Consider the following 21,484-nt stretch of genomic DNA (forward strand, 5'->3'; position numbering starts at 1 on the left):
GGGTGGGGGAGTCGGGGCGGGAACCGGCCGGTGTCGGTGCCGGGGGCCGGTCGGTGCCGGACCGGGGACCGGTGGACGGCGGGGTTCCGGCGGGGTCAGGGCTGCTCGGTGGCGTCGGTGGTGTCGGCGGCAGTGGGGGTGACGGCGGCAGTGGTGTCGGTGGTGCCGGGAAGCTCTGGGTGCTCGGCGGGCTCCGGGGTGGCCAGGACGCCGTCGGCCAGGCCGAGTTCGCGTTCGGCGGTGGCGGCGGCGAGGCGGGTGACGGCGGACGGGTGGTTGCCCAGCCCGGTGTTGGCGTGGCCCGCCAGGCCGTCGATCACCACGAGGATCCGGACCGCCGTCAGGACCGGCTCCCCGGTGCGGAATTCGCCCTGGTCGACCCCGGCGGCGATGACGCCGCTGAGCCGGCCGCGCCAGTCCTTCTCCTGGGCGAGTACGCGGTCGCGCAGGACGGGGCGGTAGCGGCTGAGGTGGCGGGCGTTGAGCCAGAGCCGGCTCATGTCGTCGTAGTCCGGCCCGGTGGTGCGGGCGAAGAAGCGGGTGAGGTGCTTCAGCGGGGACCCGTCCTGCGGGTCGGCGGGCAGCAGCGTCTCCAGTTCGGCGGTGGCGGCGCTGCCGAAGGCCTCGGCGACGAGGTCCTCCACGGCGGGGAAGTAGTGGCTGATCAGGCCGGGCCGGACGTCGAGCTGCTCGGCGATCCGGCGCAGGGTGATGCACTCCAGGCCCTCGGTGAGGGCGACCTCGGCCGCGGCCCCGACGATCTCTGCCCGCCGGTCGTCGGGCGACTTGCGAACCCTTTTGCGCTGAACGCTTGACGTCATGTGGCGGATGCTATTGAGTGTGCGACCAATAAGCAAGCAGGTGGGCACGACACCCCCCACGGAGGGCCCCCAATGGCGTCCACGCTCCCGGACCACCCCCACACCTCCCCGGACCTCTCCCGACCCGCCGCCACCCCGCACCAGCAGGAGCGGAACGGTCGGGTCGAGGTCCACGGCATCGATCACATCCCCGAAACCGAACGCCGTGGCCGCGCCCGCGAACTGTTCTCCGTCTGGGCGGCGGCCAACGTCAACTACCTCAACCTGGTCGTCGGCGGCGCGCTCGTACTGACCGGCCTCAGCCTCTGGCAGGCCTTCGCGGTGGTCGTCACCGGCAACCTGTTCTGGCTCGGCACCGGCCTGCTGTCCGTCTCCGGGCCGGCCGCCGGCGCGCCCAGCGAGGTCATCACCCGCGCCATGTACGGCGTGCGCGGCAACCGCGTGAACAACGCCGTCACCGGCTGGATGATCTCCGTCTGCTACTTCGCGCTGAACCTCGCCGCGGCCGCCGTCGCCGCCTTCTCACTCGTCGAGCGGGCCGGACTCACCCCCACCACCCCGATCAAGATCGCCATCGTGGTCGCGATCGTCGTGCTCACGCTCACCATCAGCGTGTACGGCCACGCCGTGATCGTCCGGCTCTACCTGCCGATCACCCTCGCGCTCACCGCGGCCTTCGCGGTCGTCGGCTACGCCATCGTCCGGCACGCCGACTTCGGCTGGACCCAACCCGAACCGCTCACTGGCGGCCGGCTGTGGGCCGCGGTCCTCGCCGGCGTCACCCTGATCGCCTCCGGGCCGCTCTCCTACACCACCAGCGCCGACTTCTCCCGCTACCTGCCCGTCAGCACCTCCCCCCGCGCCGTCCTCGGCTGGACGGCCCTCGGCGGCTTCCTGCCCAGCGTCGTGGTCGGCGGCCTCGGCGTGCTCGGCGCCACGGCCGTCGACATGACCGACCCGCAGGCCGCCCTGCAGCGGATCCTGCCCGGCTGGTTCAACCCGGTCTTCCTGCTGTCCCTGGTCATCGGCACCATCGCCGTCAATGCCCTCACCGCTTACAGCGCCGGCCTCGCCCTGCAGGCCGTCGGCATCCGCATCCGACGCACCCTCAGCGTGCTGGTGGACGGCGCGGTCGCGGTCGCGCTGACCCTGTACGCGCTGCTGGTCTCCAACTTCCTCGACACCGTCAGCAACGTCCTCCAGCTGACCGTCGTCCTGCTGGGCCCCAGCACCGCGATCTACGCCACCGACATCCTGCTGCGCCGCAACCGCTACGACGGCCGCGCCCTGGGCGACGAGAGCCCCGACAGTCCCTTCTGGTACCGCGCGGGCTTCAACCCCGCCGGCGCCCTCGCCCTCACCGGCGGCGTGGTCGGCGCGGCCCTCTGCGTGGACACCCTCTACACGGGCCCGGTGGCCGCCCTGACCGGCGTCGACCTGGCCCTGCCCGCGGGCATCGCCGTGGCGGCCGTCGCGTACGCCCTGCTGATGCGGCGCTGCGTGTGACGTGAGCCGGGGCCGGTGGGTCGAGGGGTCGGGCGGGCCGGGCGGGCAGCCCGGCCCGTGGGCCGCCGGAACGGCGGCGGACACGGGTCGCGGACACGGGTCGCGGACACGGGTCGCGGACACGGGTCGCGGACACGGGTCGCGGACACGGGGTGTGGACACGGGTCGCGGACACGAGTCGCGGACACGAGAACGGCAGGGAGATCGCACTCCCTGCCACTTCCAAGCTATAGCGCACCCCGGGGCTTGCGGCAAGGCCCCGGGTGGAGCGCAGAATCGTTGGTCGAGAGGCTGTGACCTGCGGAAACGGGAGTCCTGAAATGCGCGTGTTGTTGACGACATGGGGATCGCGCGGCGATGTCGAACCGCTGGCCGGACTGGCGGCGGCGCTGCAGGGGCTCGGCGCGGAGGTGAGGGTGTGCGCGCCGCCGGACCAGGAGTTCGTGGACCTGCTGGCCCGGATCGGAGTGCCGCTGGTGCCACTCGGTCCGACGGTGTACTCGGTGGTCGCCGGCCCGAAGCCACCCACCGCGCAGGACGCGTTCCGGCTCGCCCCCGCGCTGGTCGACGCGCGGTTCGACGTGCTCGGAGCGGCGGCCGAGGGCTGCGACGCGATCCTGGCGACCGGACTGATGCCGGCCGGTGCGCGGGACGTCGCCGAGCACCTCGGGATCCCGTACGTCCTCGCCTGCTTCCACATCCTCGGACTGCCGTCGCAGCACTTCCGGCCCGGGGCGCGGCCGGGCACGCCGTCCCCGCAGGAGGAGACCGACCACCGGGTGCTGTGGGAGCAGGACGCCCAGCGGGTCAACGGGCTGTACGGCGAAGCGCTCAACCGTCACCGGTCGGTGCTCGGCCTGCGGCCGGTCGACAACGTCCGCGACCACGTCCTCACGGAGCGGCCGTGGGTGGCCGCGGACCCGACGCTCTGCCCCGCGCAGGGCATGACCGAACTCGACCCGGTGCAGACCGGCGCGTGGATCCTGCCCGACGACCGTCCGCTGCCGGCCGACCTGGAAACCTTCCTGGACGCCGGTGACCCGCCCGTCTACGTGGGCTTCGGCAGCATGGCCGCGCACGCCCCGGAGGGCATCGCCCGGGTCGCGGTCGACGCGGGCCGCGCACTCGGCCGCCGGGTGGTCCTCGCCCGCGGCTGGGCCGGTCTGGCGGCAGTCGACGACGGGGACGACTGCCTGGTCGTCGGCGAGGTCAACCAGCAGGCGCTGTTCCGCCGGGCGGCCGCCGTCGTCCACCACGGTGGCGCGGGCACCACCACCGCGGCGGCCCTCGCCGGTGCGCCCCAGGTCGTCGTCCCCCGGATCGCGGACCAGCCGCACTGGGCCGCCCGCGTGGCCGAGTTGGGCATCGGCGCCGCGCACCCCGACCCCGTGCCGACCGTCGACTCCCTGTCCGCCGCGCTCACCACGGCCCTGGCGCCCGAGACCCGCGCACGCGCGCGGGCCGTGGCCGGGACGATCCGCACCGACGGGGCGGAGGTGGCCGCGAAGCTGCTGTTCGAGGCCGTGGCCGACCGGGTCGGGACGCACGGGGCCGGGTGAGCCGAGGGCGGTGGGTGAGCCGAGGGCGATGGGTGCGGCGAGGCCTGGCGAGCCGAGGGCGTCGGCTTCGGTGCGGCCGGGCGAACGGCCACCCGGGCCGGATGAGTTCGGCCTCCGCAAGGCCGTCCCTCCGAACGGCCCGGGTGGTGCGTCGGCCACGGGCGGCCCCGTTCCGGCAGCGTTCCGGCTACCGGGCTCCCGGTATCGGCCCGGTCCGTTAGGGTGCCCACCGGCGCGCCCGGCCACCGCAGGCCGGCGCGAGGGGAGGGCGGCATGACCGACGGTACGCGCGAGGGATCCCGGCAGGACGGCGACGGCATCCAGTGGCTCGCGGAGGTCGGCCTGCCGGGCACCGGCTCGCCGGGAACGGGCGGGCCCGACACGGACGGTGAGGTCGGCGGGGTCGTGTTCGCCCGGGGGATCCCGCCGGAGGAACTCGCCCGCCGCATGGGCGCCGACCCGGCCGCGGGGACCGCACCGATCAGCGGCACCGAGATCCGGACCCTGGACATCGACGTCTACCGCCCCGGCGACGACAGCGACGGCGTGATCCGGGTCGGGGAGTGCGGGGGCTGGTCGTTCGCCATCGAGTACGGCGACTCCACGGGCGGCGAGCTGCTCACCGAGATAGCGCGCGACGGCGTCGAGGTGGTCCACTTCCGCCCCATGCCCGAGCAGCCGCCGGCACTCCTCGACTACGCCCGCGACGGCGCCGTGCTGTGCGGCTTCGGCCTCGGCGAGGAGCGCTGGCGCTGGGGCCAGGAGCCCGACCTGCTGGTGCCGGACCTCGTCGCCGCGAGCGTCCTGGAGACGGACGGCGTCACCCCGTCCGCCCCCGCGGGCGGAGGCGGCGCGGACGCCCGCCGCCGCACCCTCGGCGCCGTCGAGCGGCGCTTCGGACTGAGCCTGCCCCGGGCCGTCTTCGACGGGCTGCGCCTTCCCGCGTACGCCGTTCGCGGCACGCCGGGGATGCAGCCCGGGTGAGCCTCGGGTGCGCGCGGCGCGGGCGGTGACGGTCCTGGCGAGCGCCGCGAGCATCGCGAACCGGGTCAGGGCCGCCAACCGGGCAGGCGCCGCGAACCGGGCCGATCCAGAGAGCAGCGCGAGCGCCGCGGACACCGCGAACACCGTGCAGACGGCGGACACCTCGGCCATGACGGGCCTCCTCCCCGGGCCCGTGGACAGGGCCCTCGATGACCGCCATCCTTGCGCGGCACCGGACGTGCACACATGTGCCGATCGGGAGGTTCTCGGGCGCGGATTCCCGGCTGGACCCTGCCGATCGGCAGGGTGGGCGAGGGGCTGCCCCGTGGTTCTCCTGCCGGGCCTGCCCGGGGCCTGCCGCCCGCACGGGCATCGGCATCTCGCCCACGGCAACCGGACGTTGACACCCGGCCGAAGGCCGGCGAAGGATCCGATCATGCGGTCCGAGGAAGAACCGACCGCGATCGAGGACCGTGTCGCCGCAGCGACCCCCGGGCCGTGGGTGGGCTGGACGGAGACCCGGCAGGGGATCGGCGGCGAGAGCTTCGTACGGCTGCGCGCCGATGCCGAGGAGGACGACGAGCGCTACCTGACCCGCGTCACCGCCGGCCGCCGGGTCGTCGGGCCGGACCCCGAGGTCGACGCCGACGTCGACTTCATCGCCGCCGCCCGCCAGGACGTGCCGCGTCCGGTCGTCGAGGTCAGGCGGCTGCGGGAGGCCTCCGGCCGGGCCGGCCACCGCCGTGACACCGAACGCCCGACCCTGCCGCCGGCCGCGAGGCCTCAGCCGTCAGCCCCCGGGCCCTCCCGGGGAGGTCCGACCTGTACCCCGCCTCCCCGGCCGGCGCCTCCCCGGCCGGCGCCTCCCCGGCCGGCGGCGCCCGTGCGTCCGGGGTGCCAGGCGGCGAGGTGGGCGGTGAGGACGGCGGCCGGATCCGGGGTGGTGTCGCGGAGGGTGACTACGGCGGCGGTGATCACCTCGCAGTGTTCGCCCCGAAGGTCGGCGACGGTGTGGCTGACGCCTTTGCGGGGGTCGGCGCCGAGCACGCCGAGGAGGGCTTCGGCGACCTCGCCGGCCTCCTCCTGGATCTCGATCACCCGGAGCGTCGGCAGCGGCTGCCCGAGGAGCGCCCGGTGGCGGTGGACGGCGTCGATCACGCCCCGGCCCCGGCGCGGGAGGCGGCGTCCCGGTCCCGGTCCCGGTCCCGGTCCCGGTCGCGGGCCCGCGCCCGGTCGCTGCACCCGCCACCGCCCCGGCCGCCAACCGGGACCGCAGCCGGCGCAGGTGGACGTCGAGGTCCGGCGGAACCCTCATCCCCGGCGCCTCGGCGATCGGGAGGAGCCGCAGTGCCAGGCCCTCGCCGCGGACCGGTTCGGACGGGTCGACGTCCACGACCGCGTGGAAGGCGGGCCGACGGGCGGGCGCGTCGTCCTCGTCCTCGTCCTCGTCCGGGCCCGGGAGCGGGCCCGGGTGGTGGGGGCGCAGCCCGGGCACGTCCAGCCCGGTCTCCTCGCGCAGCTCGCGGACGGCGGTGCGGTGCGGCGTCTCGCCGGGCTCGTGGTGTCCGCCGGGGACGACCCGGTGGGCGGCCACTGGATGTCCGGCGTGTCGTCGCGCAGTCGGAGCAGGATCTCCTGGCGGTGGTCGGTGACGAAGGCGGCCACGCTGTCGACGTCGGCGTGGCCGGCCTCGTCGCACGCGGTGGCGCCGTTGCTCGACTCGCCCTCTGTGCCCGATGCCCGGTGCCCGGTGCCCGGCGCCCGGTGCGAGCGGGCCGGCGGCGGTAAGGGCGCCGCCGGGTGGGCCGGGTGGGCCGGGTGGGCCGGGTGGGCCGGGTGAACCCTCACCCGGGTGGCCGGTGGCAGGGCGCGCGGCGCGCGCCCCCGGCCGGGGGCTTCCGGAACGCAGCGCGGGATCCCGGCGCCTAGGGTCTGTGGTGCGTCGACCGGGCCGTGCGCCGGGCGCACGCCGTCCCGCCGCGCGCCAGGGTGACCGGCCGACCCGAGAGGTGGACCCGCCCCATGCACACCGTCGTCCGGAGCGCCGGATCGCTCGGCCTGGCCGCGCTGCTGCTCACCGCCGCGACCGGCTGCCAGGGCGACGGCCCGTCCGCCGCCGAGCCCGCGCCGACCTCCCCGGTCGCCGACACCTCCGCGAGCGCCACCGGACCGGCCGCCCAGAAGCTGGACTGGCACGCATGCGGCGCCCCCGTCGCCGCCCAGGGCGGCACCGGCACGGCGCCGGCCGCCGACTGGCAGTGCGCCACCCTCAAGGCCCCGTTGGACCACACCAAGCCGGACGGCAGGACGATCGACCTCGCGCTGATCCGCAGCAAGGCCAAGGACGAGCAGCACCGGATCGGCTCGCTGCTCTTCAACTTCGGCGGTCCCGGCGCCTCCGGCGTGGCTACCCTGCCCGCGCTCGCCCCGGCCTACGCCTCCCTCAACACCCGCTACGACCTGGTGAGTTTCGACCCGCGCGGGGTCGGCGCCAGTGCCGGGGTGGCGTGCCTGGACGACAAGGCGACGGACGCCTCCGCGGCCGTCGACGACACCCCGGAGACCCCGGCTGCGGTGAAGGCCCTGGACGACAGCAACGCGCAGTTCGTCGCCGCCTGCGAGCACAACTCGGCGGCGGTGCTGCCGTACGTGGACACCGAGAGCGCTGCCCGGGACATGGACCTGATGCGGCAGGTGCTGGGCGACCCGAAGCTCTCCTACTTCGGCATCAGCTACGGCACCCAGCTCGGCGGCGTGTACGCGCACCTGTTCCCGCAGGAGGTCGGCCGGATGGTGCTGGACTCGGTGGTCGACCCGACGAAGGACCCGGAGCAGTCCGCGCTCGGCCAGGCCCAGGGCTTCCAACTCGCCCTGGGCGACTTCATGAAGGCCTGTGCCGCCCGGCTCGGCGCCTCCTGCCCGACGGGTGCCGGCGGTGACGAGGGCACCGCGAAGGTCGTCGCGCTGCTGCAGAAGCTGGAGCAGTCACCGCTGCCCACCGAGGACGGGCGGCAGCTCACCGAGTCCCTGGGCGTCACCGGGATCGCCGGCGCCTTGTACAGCCAGGAGAGCTGGCCCGCGCTGGCCGCCGGCCTCACCGAGGCGATGGACCAGGGCACGGGTACGACGTTGCTGCAGCTCGCCGACGGCCTGAACGGGCGTGACGCGCAGGGGCACTACAGCAACCTGAGCGCCGCGAACCGGGCGATCAGCTGCGTGGACGAGCGGCAGCGCTACTCCGACCAGGACGTCCAGCAGCAGCTGCCGTCCTTCCAGGCCGCCTCCCCGGTGTTCGGTGCCTTCACCGCCTGGGGACTGACGGGTTGCACCGGCTGGCCCGTCCCGGGCAAGGGCGACCACCCGGAGGTCGCCGCGCCGGGCGCCGCGCCGGTCCTGGTGGTCGGCACCACCGGCGACCCGGCGACCCCGGTGGAGGGCGCCCGTGCGATGGCGCAGCAGCTCGGCGCGGGCGTCGGTGTGACCGTCACCCTGCAGGGCGAGGGACACGGCGGCTACAACACCGGGAACCCCTGCCTGAAGCAGACCGTGGACGCCTACCTGCTGGACGGCACGGTGCCGCCGGACGGGACGACCTGCAGCTGAGAGCGGGCCGCCGGCCGGGGGTCGAACCGGACCGGACCGAACCGAATCGGACCGAACCGGCCTCGACCGGCCCGGAGCAGCCCGAAGTGGCCCAATAAAAGCGGTATGGATTGGATCTGTTGAGTGGTCCACTTGGCCGCTAGGCTCGTCGACGTGACGAACAACCTGACGAACAGCCAGCCGAACGACCTGGCGAACGACCCGACGACCACCGCGACCACCGGCACCGCTGCCGGCGCCGGGACCACCGACACCGCGACCGGCGGCCAGCCGAAGGCCACCAAGGTCGACTTCTACTTCGACCCCGTCTGCCCGTTCGCCTGGATCACCTCCCGGTGGATCCTGGAGGTCGACCGCCAGCGCGAGCTGGACCTCACCTTCCGGGTGATGAGCCTGTCCGTCCTCAACGAGGGCCGCACCGACCTGCCCGAGCGCTACCAGCGACTGATGACCACCGGCTGGGGCCCCGTCCGGGTCTGCATCGCGGCCGCGGAGAAGCACGGCCAGCACGTGCTGCGCGACCTGTACACCGAGCTCGGCACCCGGTTCCACGACCAGGACCGGCCCGCCGACGACGCGGTCATCCGGGAGGCCCTGGTCGCGGCCGGTCTGCCCGAGGAACTGGCCGACGCGGCGAACAGCACCGAGTACGACATCGCGCTGCGCAAGAGCCACCACGAGGGCATGGACCCGGTCGGCGAGGAGGTCGGCACCCCGACCATCCACGTGGACGGCGTCGCCTTCTTCGGCCCGGTGCTGACCGCGATACCGCGCGGGGAGGACGCCGTCCGGGTGTTCGAGGGCGTCCGGCTGCTGTCCGGGTACCCGAAGTTCTTCGAGCTCAAGCGGACCCGGACGGGCTCGCTCGACTTCTCCTGACCCGCCGGGGACTGCGGTCCCGGCGCCCGCGGCGGGGGTGGGCGCGGGGGACCGGAGCGGTACCGCCGGCCTTCGGACTCCCGTCCGGGCGCCGAGCGTCCGACCATGGAGGCGGAGGCTCTATGGCCCCCGAGAGGCGGTGAGCGTGGATGATCGCACGAATCCGGTTGGGTACTGCCCGGCACGCCGCGACACCTTCCGGTTCCGGGCCGGGCTCCGGACCGCCCGCCGGGCCGGGTCCGGCGCCGGACCGGGCGTCGCGCCCCGGTCCTTCGGCGAAGCGCGATCCCGGCCGGAGCCCCGGCTGGAACACCGCCCGGGGCCCGGGCCGCGACCCCACCCGAGGTCCGGGCCGCGGCCCCGAGCAGGGCCCCGGGGGCCCGCCCAAGCCCCCGCCGCCCTCGTGGCGCCGCTGGCTGCTGCCCGTCGCCGTCCTGGCGACGCTGCTCCTGCTGGTGCTGTTCTCCAGCCCCGGCAGGCCCGGCAACCGCTACGCCTACACCGACTTCGTGAACCGGGTCGACACCGGCCAGGTGCAGACGGTGAACGTCAGCGACACCGGTGCGGTCAGCGGCACGCTCAAGGACGGCACCCGCTTCACCAGCCAGATCCCCACCGCGTTGGACACCTCCCAGCTCAGCCGGGCACTCGGCGACCAGCACGTCACCGTCACCGGCACCCGCTCCGCCGGCGGCAGCTCGCTCTGGTCCACGCTGCTGCTGTTCCTGCCGCTGCTGCTCTTCGGCGGACTCTTCCTCTGGTCGGGCCGGATGGCCGCGAAGTCGCTGGGCGGCGGGTTGAGCGCCATCGGCCGCTCCCGGGCGAAGATCATCGAGGCCGAGCGGCCGGCCACCGGGTTCGCCGACGTCGCCGGGTACGAAGGGGTGAAGCAGGAGGTCAGCGAGGTGGTCGACTTCCTGCGCAGTCCGGAGCGCTACGCCGCCGCGGGCGCCAAGGGGCCGCGCGGGGTGATCATGGTGGGGCCGCCCGGCACCGGCAAGACCCTGCTGGCCCGGGCCGTCGCGGGAGAGGCCGAGGTGCCGTTCCTGTCCGTGACCGGCTCCGGCTTCGTGGAGATGTTCGTCGGCGTCGGCGCGTCCCGGGTCCGCGACCTCTTCGACGAGGCCCGCAAGCGCGCCCCGTCGATCGTGTTCATCGACGAGATCGACGCCGTCGGCGCCCGCCGGGCGGGCGGCACCCGGGTCGGCGGCAACGACGAGCGCGAGCAGACCCTGAACCAGCTGCTCGCCGAGATGGACGGCTTCGACCAGAGCACCGGCATCGTCGTCATCGCCGCCACCAACCGGCCGGACGCCCTCGACCCGGCGCTGCTGCGCCCCGGTCGCTTCGACCGGCAGGTCACCGTACCGCTGCCCAACCAGGCCGAACGGTCGGCCATCCTGGCCGTGCACACCCGGGGCAAGACCCTCGCCCCGGACGCCGACCTGGACCGGATCGCCCGCGGCACCCCCGGCTTCTCCGGCGCCGACCTCGCCAACCTGGTCAACGAGGCCGCCATCAACGCCGTGCGCGCCGAGCGGGCCACCCTCACCGCCGACGACCTCGACGCCGCCCGCGACCGGGTGCTGCTCGGCCGCCGGGAGTCCTCCAACGCGCTGCTGCCCGAGGAACGGCACGCCGTCGCCGTGCACGAGTCCGGGCACGCCCTGGTGGCCGCGCTGTGCGAGCACGCCGACCCGGTCGCCAAGGTGACCATCCTCCCGGCCGGTGTCGCCCTCGGCGCCACCGAGCAGCTGCCCGAGGCGGAGCGGCACCTCTACAGCGAGGGCTACCTGACCGATCTGCTCACCGTCCAGCTCGGTGGACGGGCGGCCGAGCTGGTGGTCTTCGGCGAAGGGTCCACGGGTGCCGCCAACGACCTCGCCAACGCCACCTCGGTCGCCACCCGGATGGTCCGCGAGTTCGGCCTGTCCCCGGAACTCGGCCCGGTCGGCTACTCCAGCGGCAGCCCGCACTACCTCGGCGACAGTCCGGAGGACCTGCTGCGCCGCCCGTACTCCGAGCGGACCCAGCGCGCCGTGGACGAGGCGGTCGCGGACCTGTTGCGGAAGGCCGAGCGCCGGGCCCTCGGGCTGCTGACCGAACACCGGCACCACCTGGACGAGTTGGCGAGGCTGCTGGTCGCCCGGGAGACGGTGGACGGCGGTCTTGTCCTCGACATCCTGACGCACCCGAAGGGGCCGGAGGCGGCGGAGGGGGCGTCGGACGCGCCGGTGGCCACGGTGCCCCCGGGGCCCACGGTGTCCCCGGTGTCGCTGGAGAAGCCCCGCCCGCCGGACTTCCGGGACCCTACGGGGTAGGCGGCCGCTCGAAGAAGGTCTCCAGCACGACGGTCGCCTGCGTCCCGTTCACGCCGTCGATCGCGTAGAGGCGCCGCAGCACGTCCTGGAGCTGTTCGGTGGTCGTCGTCCGCACCTTGACCAGCACCGAGGCGTTGCCCGCGATGATGTGCGCCTCCTCTATCTCGGGGATCGCGGCGAACGCCTGCGCCGAGTCGCCCATCCAGGCGGAGGAGTCCACCATCACGAAGGAGAGCACACCGAGCCCGAGGCTCTTCGGGTCCACCTCCACCGTGGTGCGGCGGACCACGCCGCGTTCCCGGAGTTTGCGCACCCGCTCGTGCGCCGCCGCCGTGGACAGCCCCACGGCCTTGCCCAGCGCCGCGTACGCCTGCCCGGCGTCCCGTTGCAGCAGGGCGAGCAGCGCGCGGTCGGTGTCGTCGAGGTGATCGGTGGTGGCCATGGTGGGACCATACCGCGTTCTGGCATACTCCAGGTCGTCGGAACGACATTCGGTCAACTGCGGCATGAGGTGAATGATGTCTGGCACCATCGAGTTCGGGCTGTACGAGATCCTGGACGACCGGTTCCGTCGGTGCGCCAACGGCGACGTCCGGCTGGAGAAGCTGTACGGCGACTGCCGCTGGGCCGAGGGGCCGCTCTACCTGCCCGCCTGGCGCCAGGTGATCTGGAGCGACATCCCCAACGACCGCCTGCTGCGCTGGGACGAGGCCACCGGCACGGTCGGCGTCTTCCGCTCCCCGGCCGGGCACCCCAACGGCAACACCCTCGACCGCGAGGGCCGGCTGATCAGCTGCGAACAGGGCAACCGCCGGGTCACCCGCACCGAGCACGACGGCCGGATCACCGTCCTCGCCGACCGGTTCCAGGGAAAGCGGCTCAACTCGCCCAACGACGCGGTGGTCCGCTCGGACGGCGCGATCTGGTTCTCCGACCCGGACTTCGGCATCACCACCGACTACGAGGGCCACCGCGCCGAATCCGAGATCGGCGCCCGCAACGTCTACCGGATCGACCCGGACACCGGCGAGGTGCGAATCGCCGCGGACGGCTTCGAAGGCCCCAACGGGCTGGTCCTCTCCCTCGACGAGCGGCAGCTCTACGTCAACGACAGCCGGGCCGGACACATCCGCGTCTTCGACATCCAGGACGACGGCACCCTCACCGGTGACCGGATCTTCGTCAAGGGCGTCGGCGCGCACTTCGACAACATCCGCTTCGACCTCGACGGACGGCTCTGGGCGGCGGCCTTCGGTGACGGAGTCCACTGCTACGCCCCCGACGGCACCCTCATCGGCCGTATCCTCGTCCCCGAACCCGTCTCGAACCTCACCTTCGGCGGCCCGAAGAACAACCGCCTGTTCATCACCGCCACCACCTCGCTGTACTCGCTGGTGACGACGATGACGGGCCCGTTCCGCGTCACCAGCCCCGAGGAGTCCGAATGACCGAGCCCCTGGCCGTCCAGCGGGAGATCGCCCGTGCCCTCGACGTGGCACCCGTCCCCGACCCGGGGCGGGAGGCCGACCGCCGGGTGGCCTTCCTGGCCGACCGGACCCGGGCCGCCGGCGCGCGCACCCTCGTCCTCGGGATCAGCGGCGGCGTCGACTCCACCACCGCCGGACGGCTGTGCCGGCTCGCCGTCGACCGGCTGCGCGCCGAAGGGTACGAGGCGGCGTTCTGTGCGATGCGGCTGCCCTACGGGGTACAGGCGGACGAGGACGACGCCCGGCGGGCGGTCGCCTTCATCGAACCGGACGAACTGCTCACCGTCGACGTCAAGCCCGCGACCGACGCCGCCCTGGACGCCCTGCTCGCCGCCGGCCTGACCTTCGCCGACCACGCCCACGAGGACTTCGTCCGGGGCAACGTCAAGGCCCGCCAGCGGATGGTGGTCCAGTACGCGGCGGCGGGCGCCAACGGCGGACTGGTCGTCGGGACCGACCACGCGGCGGAGGCGGCCGTCGGCTTCTTCACCAAGTACGGCGACGGGGCCGCCGACGTGATGCCGCTGTCGGGACTGACGAAGCGTCAGGTGCGTTCCATCGCCGAGGTGTTGGGGGCTCCCGCCGAGCTGGTCAAGAAGACCCCGACCGCGGACCTGGAGAACCTCGCCCCCGGCCGCCCCGACGAGGACGCGCTCGGCGTCACCTACGACGCCCTGGACGACTTCCTGGAGGGCCGCCCGGTCGGCGAGGAGGTCTTCGCGACCGTCCTCGGCCACTACCGCCGCACCGAGCACAAGCGCGGCCTGCCCATCGTCCCGGGCCGGCCGTGACGGCGGACCGCGACGGCCGCGCGGCGGCGGACCGCAACGGCGGCACGGTGACGGACCGCGACGGTGGCACGGTGACGGACCGCGACGGCGGCACGGCGGGGCCCGGAGCGGGCGCGAGGCCGGGGCCGTCGTCGGTGCGGCGGTGGGCGACGCCCTCGGCGCGCCCTACGAGTTCGGCCCGGCCGGCGCCTTCTCGGCCCGTTTCCCCGACACCCCCGGCGAGCTGGTCGCGGGTGGCGGATGGGCGCGCGGCGAGGCCACCGACGACACCCAGATGGCCGTCCTGGTCGCCGAATCCCTGGTCGAGCGAGGAGGGTTGGACCTCCCCGACATCTTCGACCGGTTCCGTCGCTGGGCCGCCGCCGACCCCAAGGACATCGGCATCCAGACCGAGTCCGTCCTCACCAGCGGACTGCCCTGGGACCTCGCGGCCGCCGTCCACTTCAACACCACCCTGCGCGCCGCCGGCAACGGCGCCCTGATGCGCGCCTCGACCTCCGCGGTCGCCTTCGCCCGCGCCGGACGGCAGACGACCATGGACGCCGGGCGCCGCATCGCCGCCCTCACCCACGGGGACCGTGTCGCCTGGGAGGGCACGGCGATCTTCCACGAGCTGGTCCGCCTCGCCCTCGACGGTGCCGACCCGCTCGACGGCATCGCCGAGGTCCTGGCCCACGTCGACCCCGACAGCCGCGCGCGCTACGCCACCGTCCTGGCCCCCGACTGGCATCCCGACCGGGCCACCGAGCCCAACGGCGCCGTCTGGCCCTGCCTGGGCTCGGCGGTCTGGGCGCTGCGCACCACCGACGGGTTCGAGCCCGCCCTCCGCGCCGCGATCGACCTCGGCGGCGACACCGACACCGTCGCCGCCGTCACGGGTGGGCTGGCCGGGGCGCGGTACGGCCTGGATGCCGTCCCGCGGCGCTGGACCGAGCCGCTGCACCTGACGCTGCCCGGGTTCGGCGGGCGGGTTCGGCGGACTGCGGAACTGCTCGACCTGGTTGGTCGGTTGGCGTCGTTCGGCTGACGGTCCGGGCAGTCCGGCGCAGGCAGCCCGGAGCGGCCGGCCCGTGGGCGCCCACGCGGGGGTGGGCGCCTACCAGGGGATGGACGCGGTCGGCGGGTGGACGACCATGGCGACGACCAGCAGCGCCGGGAGCGCCAGGTTGCCGAGGACGGCGCCGAGCATCGCGCAGCGCCAGCGGCGGTGCGGGGTCGACCGGCGGCCCGCGGCGAGCGAGCCCAGCAGAGCGGCGAAGAGGATCAGGACGGTCAGGAGGAGCGTCGCGTTCACCGCGTCGCGACGCGCGTTCGAGGCCCGGGCGCCCTCCAGGAACAACGACAGCAGCCATCCGTCGGCCGTCGCCGCCAGGCCGCCCAGGACCACGGCGAGGACCGCGTCGGACGTCTCCCGGCCCTTCCCCCTGATGTCCGTCGATGTCATTGCGCCCGTCCCCCGGTGCCGACCCGATCACGTGCCTCGCTACGGTACCGGGGAGGCGGTCGGGAACCGAAGGGGCGGGAGTGCCCGCGACCCGACCGCGTGGATCGACGTGCGAGGGGGACGAAGTGACGGGGGAACAGCTCGCGGTGGTGTCCGGCGGCGGCACCGGAATCGGCCGGGCGATCGCGGCCCGGCTGGCCGGGGACGGGTACCGGGTGGTGGTCGTCGGGCGCCGGGCGGCCGTGCTGGAGCAGGCCAAGGAGGAGATCGAGTGGACGGTGGGCCCGGGCCGGGTCGTCCCGGTGGTCGCCGACCTGACCGACCCGGAGGCGGTCGGCGCGGCGGCTGCCAGGATCGCCGAACTCGGCCCGGTGGACGCACTGGTGAACAACGCGGGGGCGATCATCACCCCGCCCGAGGACGACGGCCTGGCCGCCCTGGCCCGCTCCTGGCGGCACGACCTGGACACCAACCTGCTCACCGCCGTGCTGCTGACCACCGCCCTGCAGGGCGCGTTGCGCCGGCCCGGCGGGCGGCTGGTGGTGATCAGTTCGGCGGCGGCCCAACGCGGTGGCGCGGGCCCGCACTCGGCCGGCTCCTACGCCGCCGCGAAGGCCGCCCTGCACGGCTGGGCCTTCGGTCTGGCCCGGCAGTTGGGGCCGGACGGGATCACGGTCAACGTGCTCGCACCCGGCTACATCGAGGAGACCGAGATCTTCGGCGCGGGGTGGAGCGAGGACTTCCACGCCCGGAAGGTCGCCGACACCCTGGTCGGCCGGGCCGGCACCCCCGCCGACGTGGCCGACGCGGTCGGCTACCTGGTCTCCCCGGCCGCGGGGTACGTGACCGGGCAGGTCATCGGCGTCAACGGCGGTGCGGTGCTCGGACGCTGACCGTCCCTGACCGTCCCTGACCGCCGTCGGCGCCGGCCGCCGCTGCCGGCGGACAGGACAGGCCGGGGCGGGCGCTGACGGGCGGGGGCGGTGCCGGGCGCCGGCGCGTTCATCGATCGTCAACCGGGCGACCCTACGGTGGGTCCGACCACGAACCGCAGTGCCGACCCCAGGAGCCCCCGCTGTCCAGGATCATCACCACCGCCCTGCCCGCCCACGGCCACACCGGTCCGCTGCTGGCCGTCTCCGCCGACCTCGCCGCCCGGGGGCACGAGGTGGTGTTCCTCGGGGGCGCCCGGTTCGCCGTGGCGGCGGAGCGGGCGGGGGTGCGCTTCGTTGCGCTGCCCGCCGGGGCGGACTTCGACGACCGTGACCTCGACGCGAGCTTCCCCGGCCGGTCGAGCCTGCCGCCCGGTCCGGAGCGGCTCGCCTTCGACGCGCGGCACGTGTTCCTCGACCCGATACCCGTCCAGTACCGGGCCCTGCTCGCGCTGCTGGCGGACTTCCCGGCGGACGCCGTGATCGCGGACGCCTTCCTGCAGGGCGCGCTGGCGCTGGCGCTGGCCCGGCCGCGGCCGGAGCGTCCGGCCCTGATCGGCATCGGGGTCACCCCGTCGATGCTGCCGAGCGTGGACACCGCGCCCTTCGGGCCCGGGCTGCCGCCGCTGCCGGGGGAGGAGGGCCGGGCCCGCAACCGGGCCCTGCGGGAGGAGGCGGACCGGCGCGGCGAGCCGCTGCGCCGGCACGCCGAGGAGGTGTACGCGGAACTGGGCGTCCGGCTGCCGGAGGGCCCGCGCGGGCTGGCCGCGGTGACCGTGCCGGACCACTTCCTGCAGCTGACCGTGCCGGGCTTCGAGTATCCGCGCAGCGACGCGCCGGCCGGCTACCGGCTGATCGGCGCGCTCCCGGGCCCGATCGGGAGCGAGCAGCCGCTGCCGCCGTGGTGGGACGAGGTGACCGGCGGGCGACCGGTCGTCGTGGTGACCCAGGGGACGCTGGCCAACACCGACCTCGGGGAACTGGTCGCCCCGACCGTCACCGCCCTGGCGGGGCGGGACGTGCTGGTGGTCGCCGCGACCGGACGTCCGGAGGGGCCGCGGGCGCTCGCCGAGCGGTTCGGCGGCCTGCCCGGCAACGTGCGGGCCGTCGACCACGTCCCGTTCGAGCGACTGCTGCCGCACACCGACGTGCTGGTCACCAACGGCGGTTACGGCGGGGTGCAGACCGCGCTGCGGTACGGGGTGCCACTGGTCGTGGCCGGGGCGAGCGAGGACAAGCCGGAGGTGGCGGCCCGGGTCCGGTGGTCGGGCGTGGGGCTCGACCTGCGGACGGGTCGCCCGGCGCCGGACGAGGTCGGCCGTGCGGTCGACCGGGTGCTCGGCGAGGGCCGGTTCCGCGAGCGGGCCCGCGCGCTGGGTGCGGAGTTCGCCGAGTACCGGCCGTTCGACACCATCGCCGAGCTGGTGGAGTCGCTCGGGCGCTGAGCCGCGCCGACGAGGGGCCGGGTGACCCCGCCGACGGACCGGCGGCGGGTACGAAGCCGGTACGCCGACGGACCGGTGCGCCGATGGACCGGGCGCGCCGACGGACCGGGCACGCGGACACGGACCGGTACGCCGACGGACCGGTACGCCGACGGACCGGGCACGCGGGCGAAACGATTCGTCAGTCCCCGTCGGCGTCGGCCTCGGGCGTCGGCGCGCCGCCGGCCCTGCTGATGCCGAGCTTGACCTCGGCGGTGGTCCAGTCGGTGGCGATCGCCTGCTGGGCGGCGGCGAGGGTGACCTGGCCCTTGCAGATCGCGGTGTGCAGGTGGGTCTCCACCGAGTCCTTGGGGTTGTTCGGACCCTTCCCCGGGACGTGGCCGGGGGAGGGCGGCTGGATCCAGAGGTTGCGCGCGTCGTTGGGGTCGCCGCCGAGCTGCAGGCTGATCAGGTGGTCGTACTCGGCGTCGCCCATCGGGCCGGTGTAGCCGTAGGACTTGGCGTTCTCGGCCTTCTCCTTGCCGGTGAGGTTCGCCGGCGGGCGGATGCCCGACGTGTAGCCGCCCGTCTTGCAGATGGTGTCCTTGAGGTTGTCCTGGCTGACCGCCGGGCTGATCGCACCCGGCGTGCAGTTCGGGTCGGGCAGCGGCTGCTTGTCCGCGGTGTAGCGGTAGTGACAGCTGCCGGGTGCGGGTTGCGGCTGGACCTCGTAGGAGCTCTTCGGGCCGGGGCCGGTCACGATCGCGGCCGGGGCGGCGTCGCCGGCCGCGGGCGCGGAGCTGCGGCCGGCGGACCCCTTGGCGGTGTGGCCGCCGCCGGGCGAGCAGCCGGCGGCTGCGGCGAGCAGGACGGCCGCGGCCACGGCCAGGGCGCGGCGGGCGGGAGCCGGCACGGGTTCCTCCATCGGGGTGTGCGTGAGCTGCGGACACCCCGATGGCGGGGGCCGCGCCAGCGGACACTACCGTGTCGACAGGGCCGAACGGGTGACGCCACGTCCGGGCGGAGGAAGCCTTTGCCGGGCGCGCGGAACCGTTTCCGCACCGCACCCGCGTTCCCCGCCCGCCCGTGCCCGGTCGTCCGTACCCGCCCGGTCGTCCCTGGTCGTCCTTACCTCGCCCGACCGTGCCCGGCCGGCCGCCCCCGCCCGGTCGCTGTCCCGGGCCGCGCCCGCCCGGCCCGGCCGCTACTGCGCGGCGATCCAGTCCGTGACCAGCTCGTCCAGCACCCCCAGCGGCAGGCTGCCGTGACCGATCAGCTGGTGGTGGAACTCCCGGACGTCGAACCGGGCGCCGAGCGCGGCCTGTGCCCGCTCCCGGTGCCGGACGAGCTCCCGACGGCCGATCAGGTAGGCCGTGGCCTGGCCGGGCCAGGCGATGTAGCGGTCGATCTCGTTGCGGATGTTGGCCTCGGTGGTCGCGGTGTTGTCCCGCATGAAGGCCATCGCCCGCTCCCGGGACCAGCCGTCGTGGTGCATCCCGGTGTCCACCACCAGCCGCACCGCCCGCAGCGCGTCCAGCGAGAGCATGCCGAAGCGGGACAGGTCCGAGCCGTACAGCCCCATCTCGTCCGCGAGCCGCTCGGTGTACAGGCCCCAGCCCTCGACGTGGGCGGTCAGCTGGCCGCTCGGCTTCTGCCGGAACAGCGGTAGGTGGTGCAGGGTCTGCGCGACGGCGAGCTGCAGGTGGTGGCCGGGCACGCTCTCGTGGAAGGCGATCGCCTCGTACTCGTAGCTGAACCTGGTCTCCGGGCGGAGCGTGTTGATCCAGTGGGTGCCGGGCAGCCCGCCCGGGCCCGGCGGCTGGTAGTAGGCCAGTGGCGCGGTCTCCGCCTCGATCGGGTCGACCTCCCGGGTCACGCAGTCGGCGATCGGGTACGGGCGGAACCAGTCCGGCGAGGCCCGGCGGGCCCGCTCCAGGGCGCCGTCCACCAGGGCGATCATCTCGGCCGCGCTGCCGAAGCGCAGCGAGCGGTCCTCGCGCAGCGCGGTCAGCACGCCCGCCGGGTCGGTGGTGCCGAGCACCTTGCCGCCCAGCTCGGCGAACTCCTCGCGCAGCGCCGCGACCGCCTCCAGGCCGGTCCGGTGGATCTCCTCCGGGGTGAGCCCGGGCCGGGTGAAGCGGGCGACGGCGTCGGCGTAGCCCTCGGTGCCGCCCGGCACGTGGCAGACGCCGGCCTGCTCGTCGGGCCGGGCGCCCGGTGCAAGCCGATCGGCCAGTCCGGCCCGGTAGCAAGCGATCGCCGGGCGGACGGCGTCGCGCACGATCGCCAGGGCGCGCTCGTACTCCGGGCGGCCCCGCAACGGGCGCAGCAGGGAGTCCTCGTCGGGGGCGCTCGCCAGGTGGGCGTCCAGCTGGCCGACGGCGGCGTCCACCCCGCTGCGCAGCGGGTGGCGGCCCTCGGCGGCGGCCTCCATGGCGGTACCCAGGGAGGCGGCGAAGTACTTGGGAAGGCCGGCGAGCCGTTCCAGATAGGCGTCGGCACCCTCGTGGTCGACGGAGGCCATGGCGATCGAGGTGATGGCCTCGTTGTGCGGGGCGACGATGGCCGCCGAGATGCTGAACTCGGCCAGCCCGTGGGTGAGCCGGCCGATCCCGTTGTCGATCAGCCGGGCGAGGACCCGGTGGGTGGTGCGGTCCTCGGCGTCCAGGCCGTCCAGCGGGATCGCGGCGAGCCGGGTGCCGAAGCCCCGCAGGGCCTCGCGGTGGTGCAGGGCGGCGGCCCGGGACGGGTCGGGCAGCAGGTGCGCGTAGCCCTCGACGCCGCTGAGGGTCGCGTCGAACGGGTTGTGGGTGTTCTCGGCGTCGAAGTACTCGTCGGCCAGTGCGGCGAGTCCGGCGTGCGGTGGCTGCTCGATCATGGGTCCCCCTGGTCGGCGCGGTCGGTGCGGTCGGGGGCGCCCCCGTGGCTGCCCCTGATCCCGCCGATTATTCGGAGTGATCGGCGGTGCGGTCAACACGCTGCGGGGGCAGGGGAGTTCCACCGGCAGTTCCGCCCGTCGCCGGGGGCGGGCGCGCCGACGGTGCGGGCCGTGGGGTCAGCGGTAGGCCTCCGGCGCGGGTGGCCCGCCCGCGTCCGTCACCTCGACCAGGTGGCGCCGGCAGTCCGGCCTGCCGCCGTCCCGGTCCGTGAACCCGTACTCCCGGGTGAGCTGCCCGCTGGACGTCGAGCCGCCGTTCCAGCGGGCGACCCCGGGGTCGGCGGCGAGGGTGGCGACGGCCCGGCCGACGAAGGACGGGGACTCGGAGATGCCGAACTGCGGCTCCGCGGCCACGGCGTCGCGCCGGTTCTCCTCGGTGGCGCCGTAGTGCTCCGGCATGATCCCGGCGCGCATCCGGCCCGGGGTGAGCGCGACGGCGGTGGCGCCGCGCGGGCCCGGCTCGTGGCCCAGCGCGTGGCCGAGCGAGAAGGCCGTCCGCAACACGGAGGACTTGGCCGGGTCGTGGAAGACGGAGTTGCGGTAGGTGTCGCGGTCGTACTCCGTCGTTCCGTCCGTCGTCTCCACGACCAGGCCGCCCGGGTGCCCCGGCAGCAGTGGGAGGACGTGGTGGCTGGTGACGGCGTGCGTCTCGACCGCGACGCGCAGCAGGCGCAAGGCCGAGTGCTGCCGGCCCGCCGTCGGAGCGCTGCCGAACCGTGCGCGGGCTTCTGCCGAGCCCCGCCGGCCGCGAGTGGGGCGCAGGGCGGCGGCGGGGGGGGCGCAGCCAGGGGGAGG

16 protein-coding genes and 3 pseudogenes are annotated in these 21,484 nt (G+C 75.0%); 11 read left to right on the forward strand and 8 right to left on the reverse strand.

What is annotated here, in order from left to right; all coding sequences use genetic code 11:
* Nucleotides 1–95: 95 nt before the first annotated feature.
* Complete coding sequence (locus ACFV0O_RS21650; RefSeq protein ID WP_380344105.1) at nt 96–821, reverse strand: TetR/AcrR family transcriptional regulator; 726 nt, start codon at nt 819–821, stop codon at nt 96–98.
* Nucleotides 822–893: 72 nt separating this feature from the next.
* Here ACFV0O_RS21650 and ACFV0O_RS21655 point away from each other — a divergent pair, with 72 nt between their 5' ends.
* From ACFV0O_RS21655 to ACFV0O_RS21665, 3 genes are all read left to right on the forward strand, one after another.
* Nucleotides 894–2,327: a purine-cytosine permease family protein gene (locus ACFV0O_RS21655; protein WP_380344108.1), complete on the forward strand. Its 1,434-nt coding sequence runs from the start codon at nt 894–896 to the stop codon at nt 2,325–2,327.
* A gap of 320 nt (nt 2,328–2,647) precedes the next feature.
* Nucleotides 2,648–3,886, forward strand: a complete 1,239-nt coding sequence (locus tag ACFV0O_RS21660; protein WP_380344109.1) for a glycosyltransferase — start codon at nt 2,648–2,650, stop codon at nt 3,884–3,886.
* A 273-nt stretch (nt 3,887–4,159) separates the two neighbouring features.
* A complete protein-coding gene (locus tag ACFV0O_RS21665) occupies nt 4,160–4,870 on the forward strand; it encodes a DUF6461 domain-containing protein (RefSeq protein ID WP_360267172.1) in 711 nt (236 codons plus the stop codon).
* A gap of 783 nt (nt 4,871–5,653) precedes the next feature.
* On the opposite strand, the gene ACFV0O_RS21670 is transcribed toward ACFV0O_RS21665, so the two are convergent.
* Both ACFV0O_RS21670 and ACFV0O_RS21675 read right to left on the reverse strand, forming a co-directional pair.
* The gene (locus ACFV0O_RS21670) at nt 5,654–6,028 is read right to left on the reverse strand and encodes a MazG-like family protein (RefSeq protein ID WP_380344113.1); all 375 of its coding nucleotides are present in this window, start codon (nt 6,026–6,028) and stop codon (nt 5,654–5,656) included.
* 217 nt (nt 6,029–6,245) lie between these two features.
* Nucleotides 6,246–6,569, reverse strand: a pseudogene (locus tag ACFV0O_RS21675) (NUDIX domain-containing protein); the annotation flags it as partial.
* 323 nt (nt 6,570–6,892) lie between these two features.
* Between ACFV0O_RS21675 and ACFV0O_RS21680 the strand changes: the two are divergent.
* The 3 genes from ACFV0O_RS21680 to ftsH all read left to right on the forward strand — a co-directional run bounded on the left by ACFV0O_RS21680 (nt 6,893) and on the right by ftsH (nt 11,673).
* Entirely contained in the window at nt 6,893–8,473 is a 1,581-nt protein-coding gene (locus ACFV0O_RS21680; protein ID WP_380344116.1) for an alpha/beta hydrolase, read from the forward strand.
* Between the two features lie 153 nt (nt 8,474–8,626).
* Nucleotides 8,627–9,352, forward strand: a complete 726-nt coding sequence (locus ACFV0O_RS21685; RefSeq protein WP_380344119.1) for a disulfide bond formation protein DsbA — start codon at nt 8,627–8,629, stop codon at nt 9,350–9,352.
* Nucleotides 9,353–9,501: 149 nt separating this feature from the next.
* Nucleotides 9,502–11,673: an ATP-dependent zinc metalloprotease FtsH gene (gene ftsH / locus ACFV0O_RS21690; RefSeq protein WP_380344121.1), complete on the forward strand. Its 2,172-nt coding sequence runs from the start codon at nt 9,502–9,504 to the stop codon at nt 11,671–11,673.
* Here ftsH and ACFV0O_RS21695 read toward each other — a convergent pair.
* Nucleotides 11,663–12,115, reverse strand: a complete 453-nt coding sequence (locus ACFV0O_RS21695) for an Lrp/AsnC family transcriptional regulator (protein WP_360267164.1) — start codon at nt 12,113–12,115, stop codon at nt 11,663–11,665. The genes ftsH and ACFV0O_RS21695 overlap by 11 nt on opposite strands.
* Nucleotides 12,116–12,191: 76 nt before the next feature.
* On the opposite strand from ACFV0O_RS21695, the gene ACFV0O_RS21700 reads away from it, so the two are divergent.
* From ACFV0O_RS21700 to ACFV0O_RS21710, 3 genes and pseudogenes are all read left to right on the forward strand, one after another.
* The gene (locus tag ACFV0O_RS21700; protein ID WP_380344256.1) at nt 12,192–13,121 is read left to right on the forward strand and encodes an SMP-30/gluconolactonase/LRE family protein; all 930 of its coding nucleotides are present in this window, start codon (nt 12,192–12,194) and stop codon (nt 13,119–13,121) included.
* On the forward strand, nt 13,118–13,951 hold the full coding sequence (gene nadE, locus ACFV0O_RS21705; RefSeq protein WP_380344125.1) for an ammonia-dependent NAD(+) synthetase: 834 nt from the start codon (nt 13,118–13,120) through the stop codon (nt 13,949–13,951). Before ACFV0O_RS21700 ends, nadE begins: the two co-directional genes overlap by 4 nt.
* Before the next feature lie 112 nt (nt 13,952–14,063).
* Nucleotides 14,064–14,978 (forward strand): annotated as a pseudogene (locus ACFV0O_RS21710) (ADP-ribosylglycohydrolase family protein); the annotation flags it as partial.
* Between the two features lie 69 nt (nt 14,979–15,047).
* Here ACFV0O_RS21710 and ACFV0O_RS21715 read toward each other — a convergent pair.
* Nucleotides 15,048–15,395 carry a hypothetical protein gene (locus ACFV0O_RS21715; RefSeq protein WP_380344128.1) on the reverse strand — a complete coding sequence of 116 codons (348 nt, stop codon included), beginning with the start codon at nt 15,393–15,395 and terminating at the stop codon, nt 15,048–15,050.
* Between the two features lie 125 nt (nt 15,396–15,520).
* Here ACFV0O_RS21715 and ACFV0O_RS21720 point away from each other — a divergent pair, with 125 nt between their 5' ends.
* Together ACFV0O_RS21720 and ACFV0O_RS21725 are read left to right on the forward strand one after the other, a co-directional pair.
* Nucleotides 15,521–16,288, forward strand: a complete 768-nt coding sequence (locus tag ACFV0O_RS21720) for an SDR family NAD(P)-dependent oxidoreductase (RefSeq protein WP_380344131.1) — start codon at nt 15,521–15,523, stop codon at nt 16,286–16,288.
* 275 nt (nt 16,289–16,563) lie between these two features.
* Nucleotides 16,564–17,772, forward strand: a complete 1,209-nt coding sequence (locus tag ACFV0O_RS21725; protein WP_380344134.1) for a glycosyltransferase — start codon at nt 16,564–16,566, stop codon at nt 17,770–17,772.
* 181 nt (nt 17,773–17,953) lie between these two features.
* Here the strand turns inward: ACFV0O_RS21725 and ACFV0O_RS21730 are convergent, their stop codons facing one another.
* The 3 genes and pseudogenes from ACFV0O_RS21730 to ACFV0O_RS21740 all read right to left on the reverse strand — a co-directional run.
* A complete protein-coding gene (locus tag ACFV0O_RS21730) occupies nt 17,954–18,676 on the reverse strand; it encodes a hypothetical protein (RefSeq protein ID WP_380344136.1) in 723 nt (240 codons plus the stop codon).
* 279 nt (nt 18,677–18,955) lie between these two features.
* A complete protein-coding gene (locus tag ACFV0O_RS21735) occupies nt 18,956–20,629 on the reverse strand; it encodes a DUF885 domain-containing protein (protein WP_380344139.1) in 1,674 nt (557 codons plus the stop codon).
* Nucleotides 20,630–20,806: 177 nt separating this feature from the next.
* Nucleotides 20,807–21,370: pseudogene (locus ACFV0O_RS21740) on the reverse strand (short-chain dehydrogenase); the annotation flags it as partial.
* Between the last annotated feature and the right edge of the window lie 114 nt (nt 21,371–21,484).

The sequence above is a fragment of the Kitasatospora sp. NPDC059577 genome, assembly GCF_042735475.1.
Taxonomy (GTDB): domain Bacteria; phylum Actinomycetota; class Actinomycetes; order Streptomycetales; family Streptomycetaceae; genus Kitasatospora.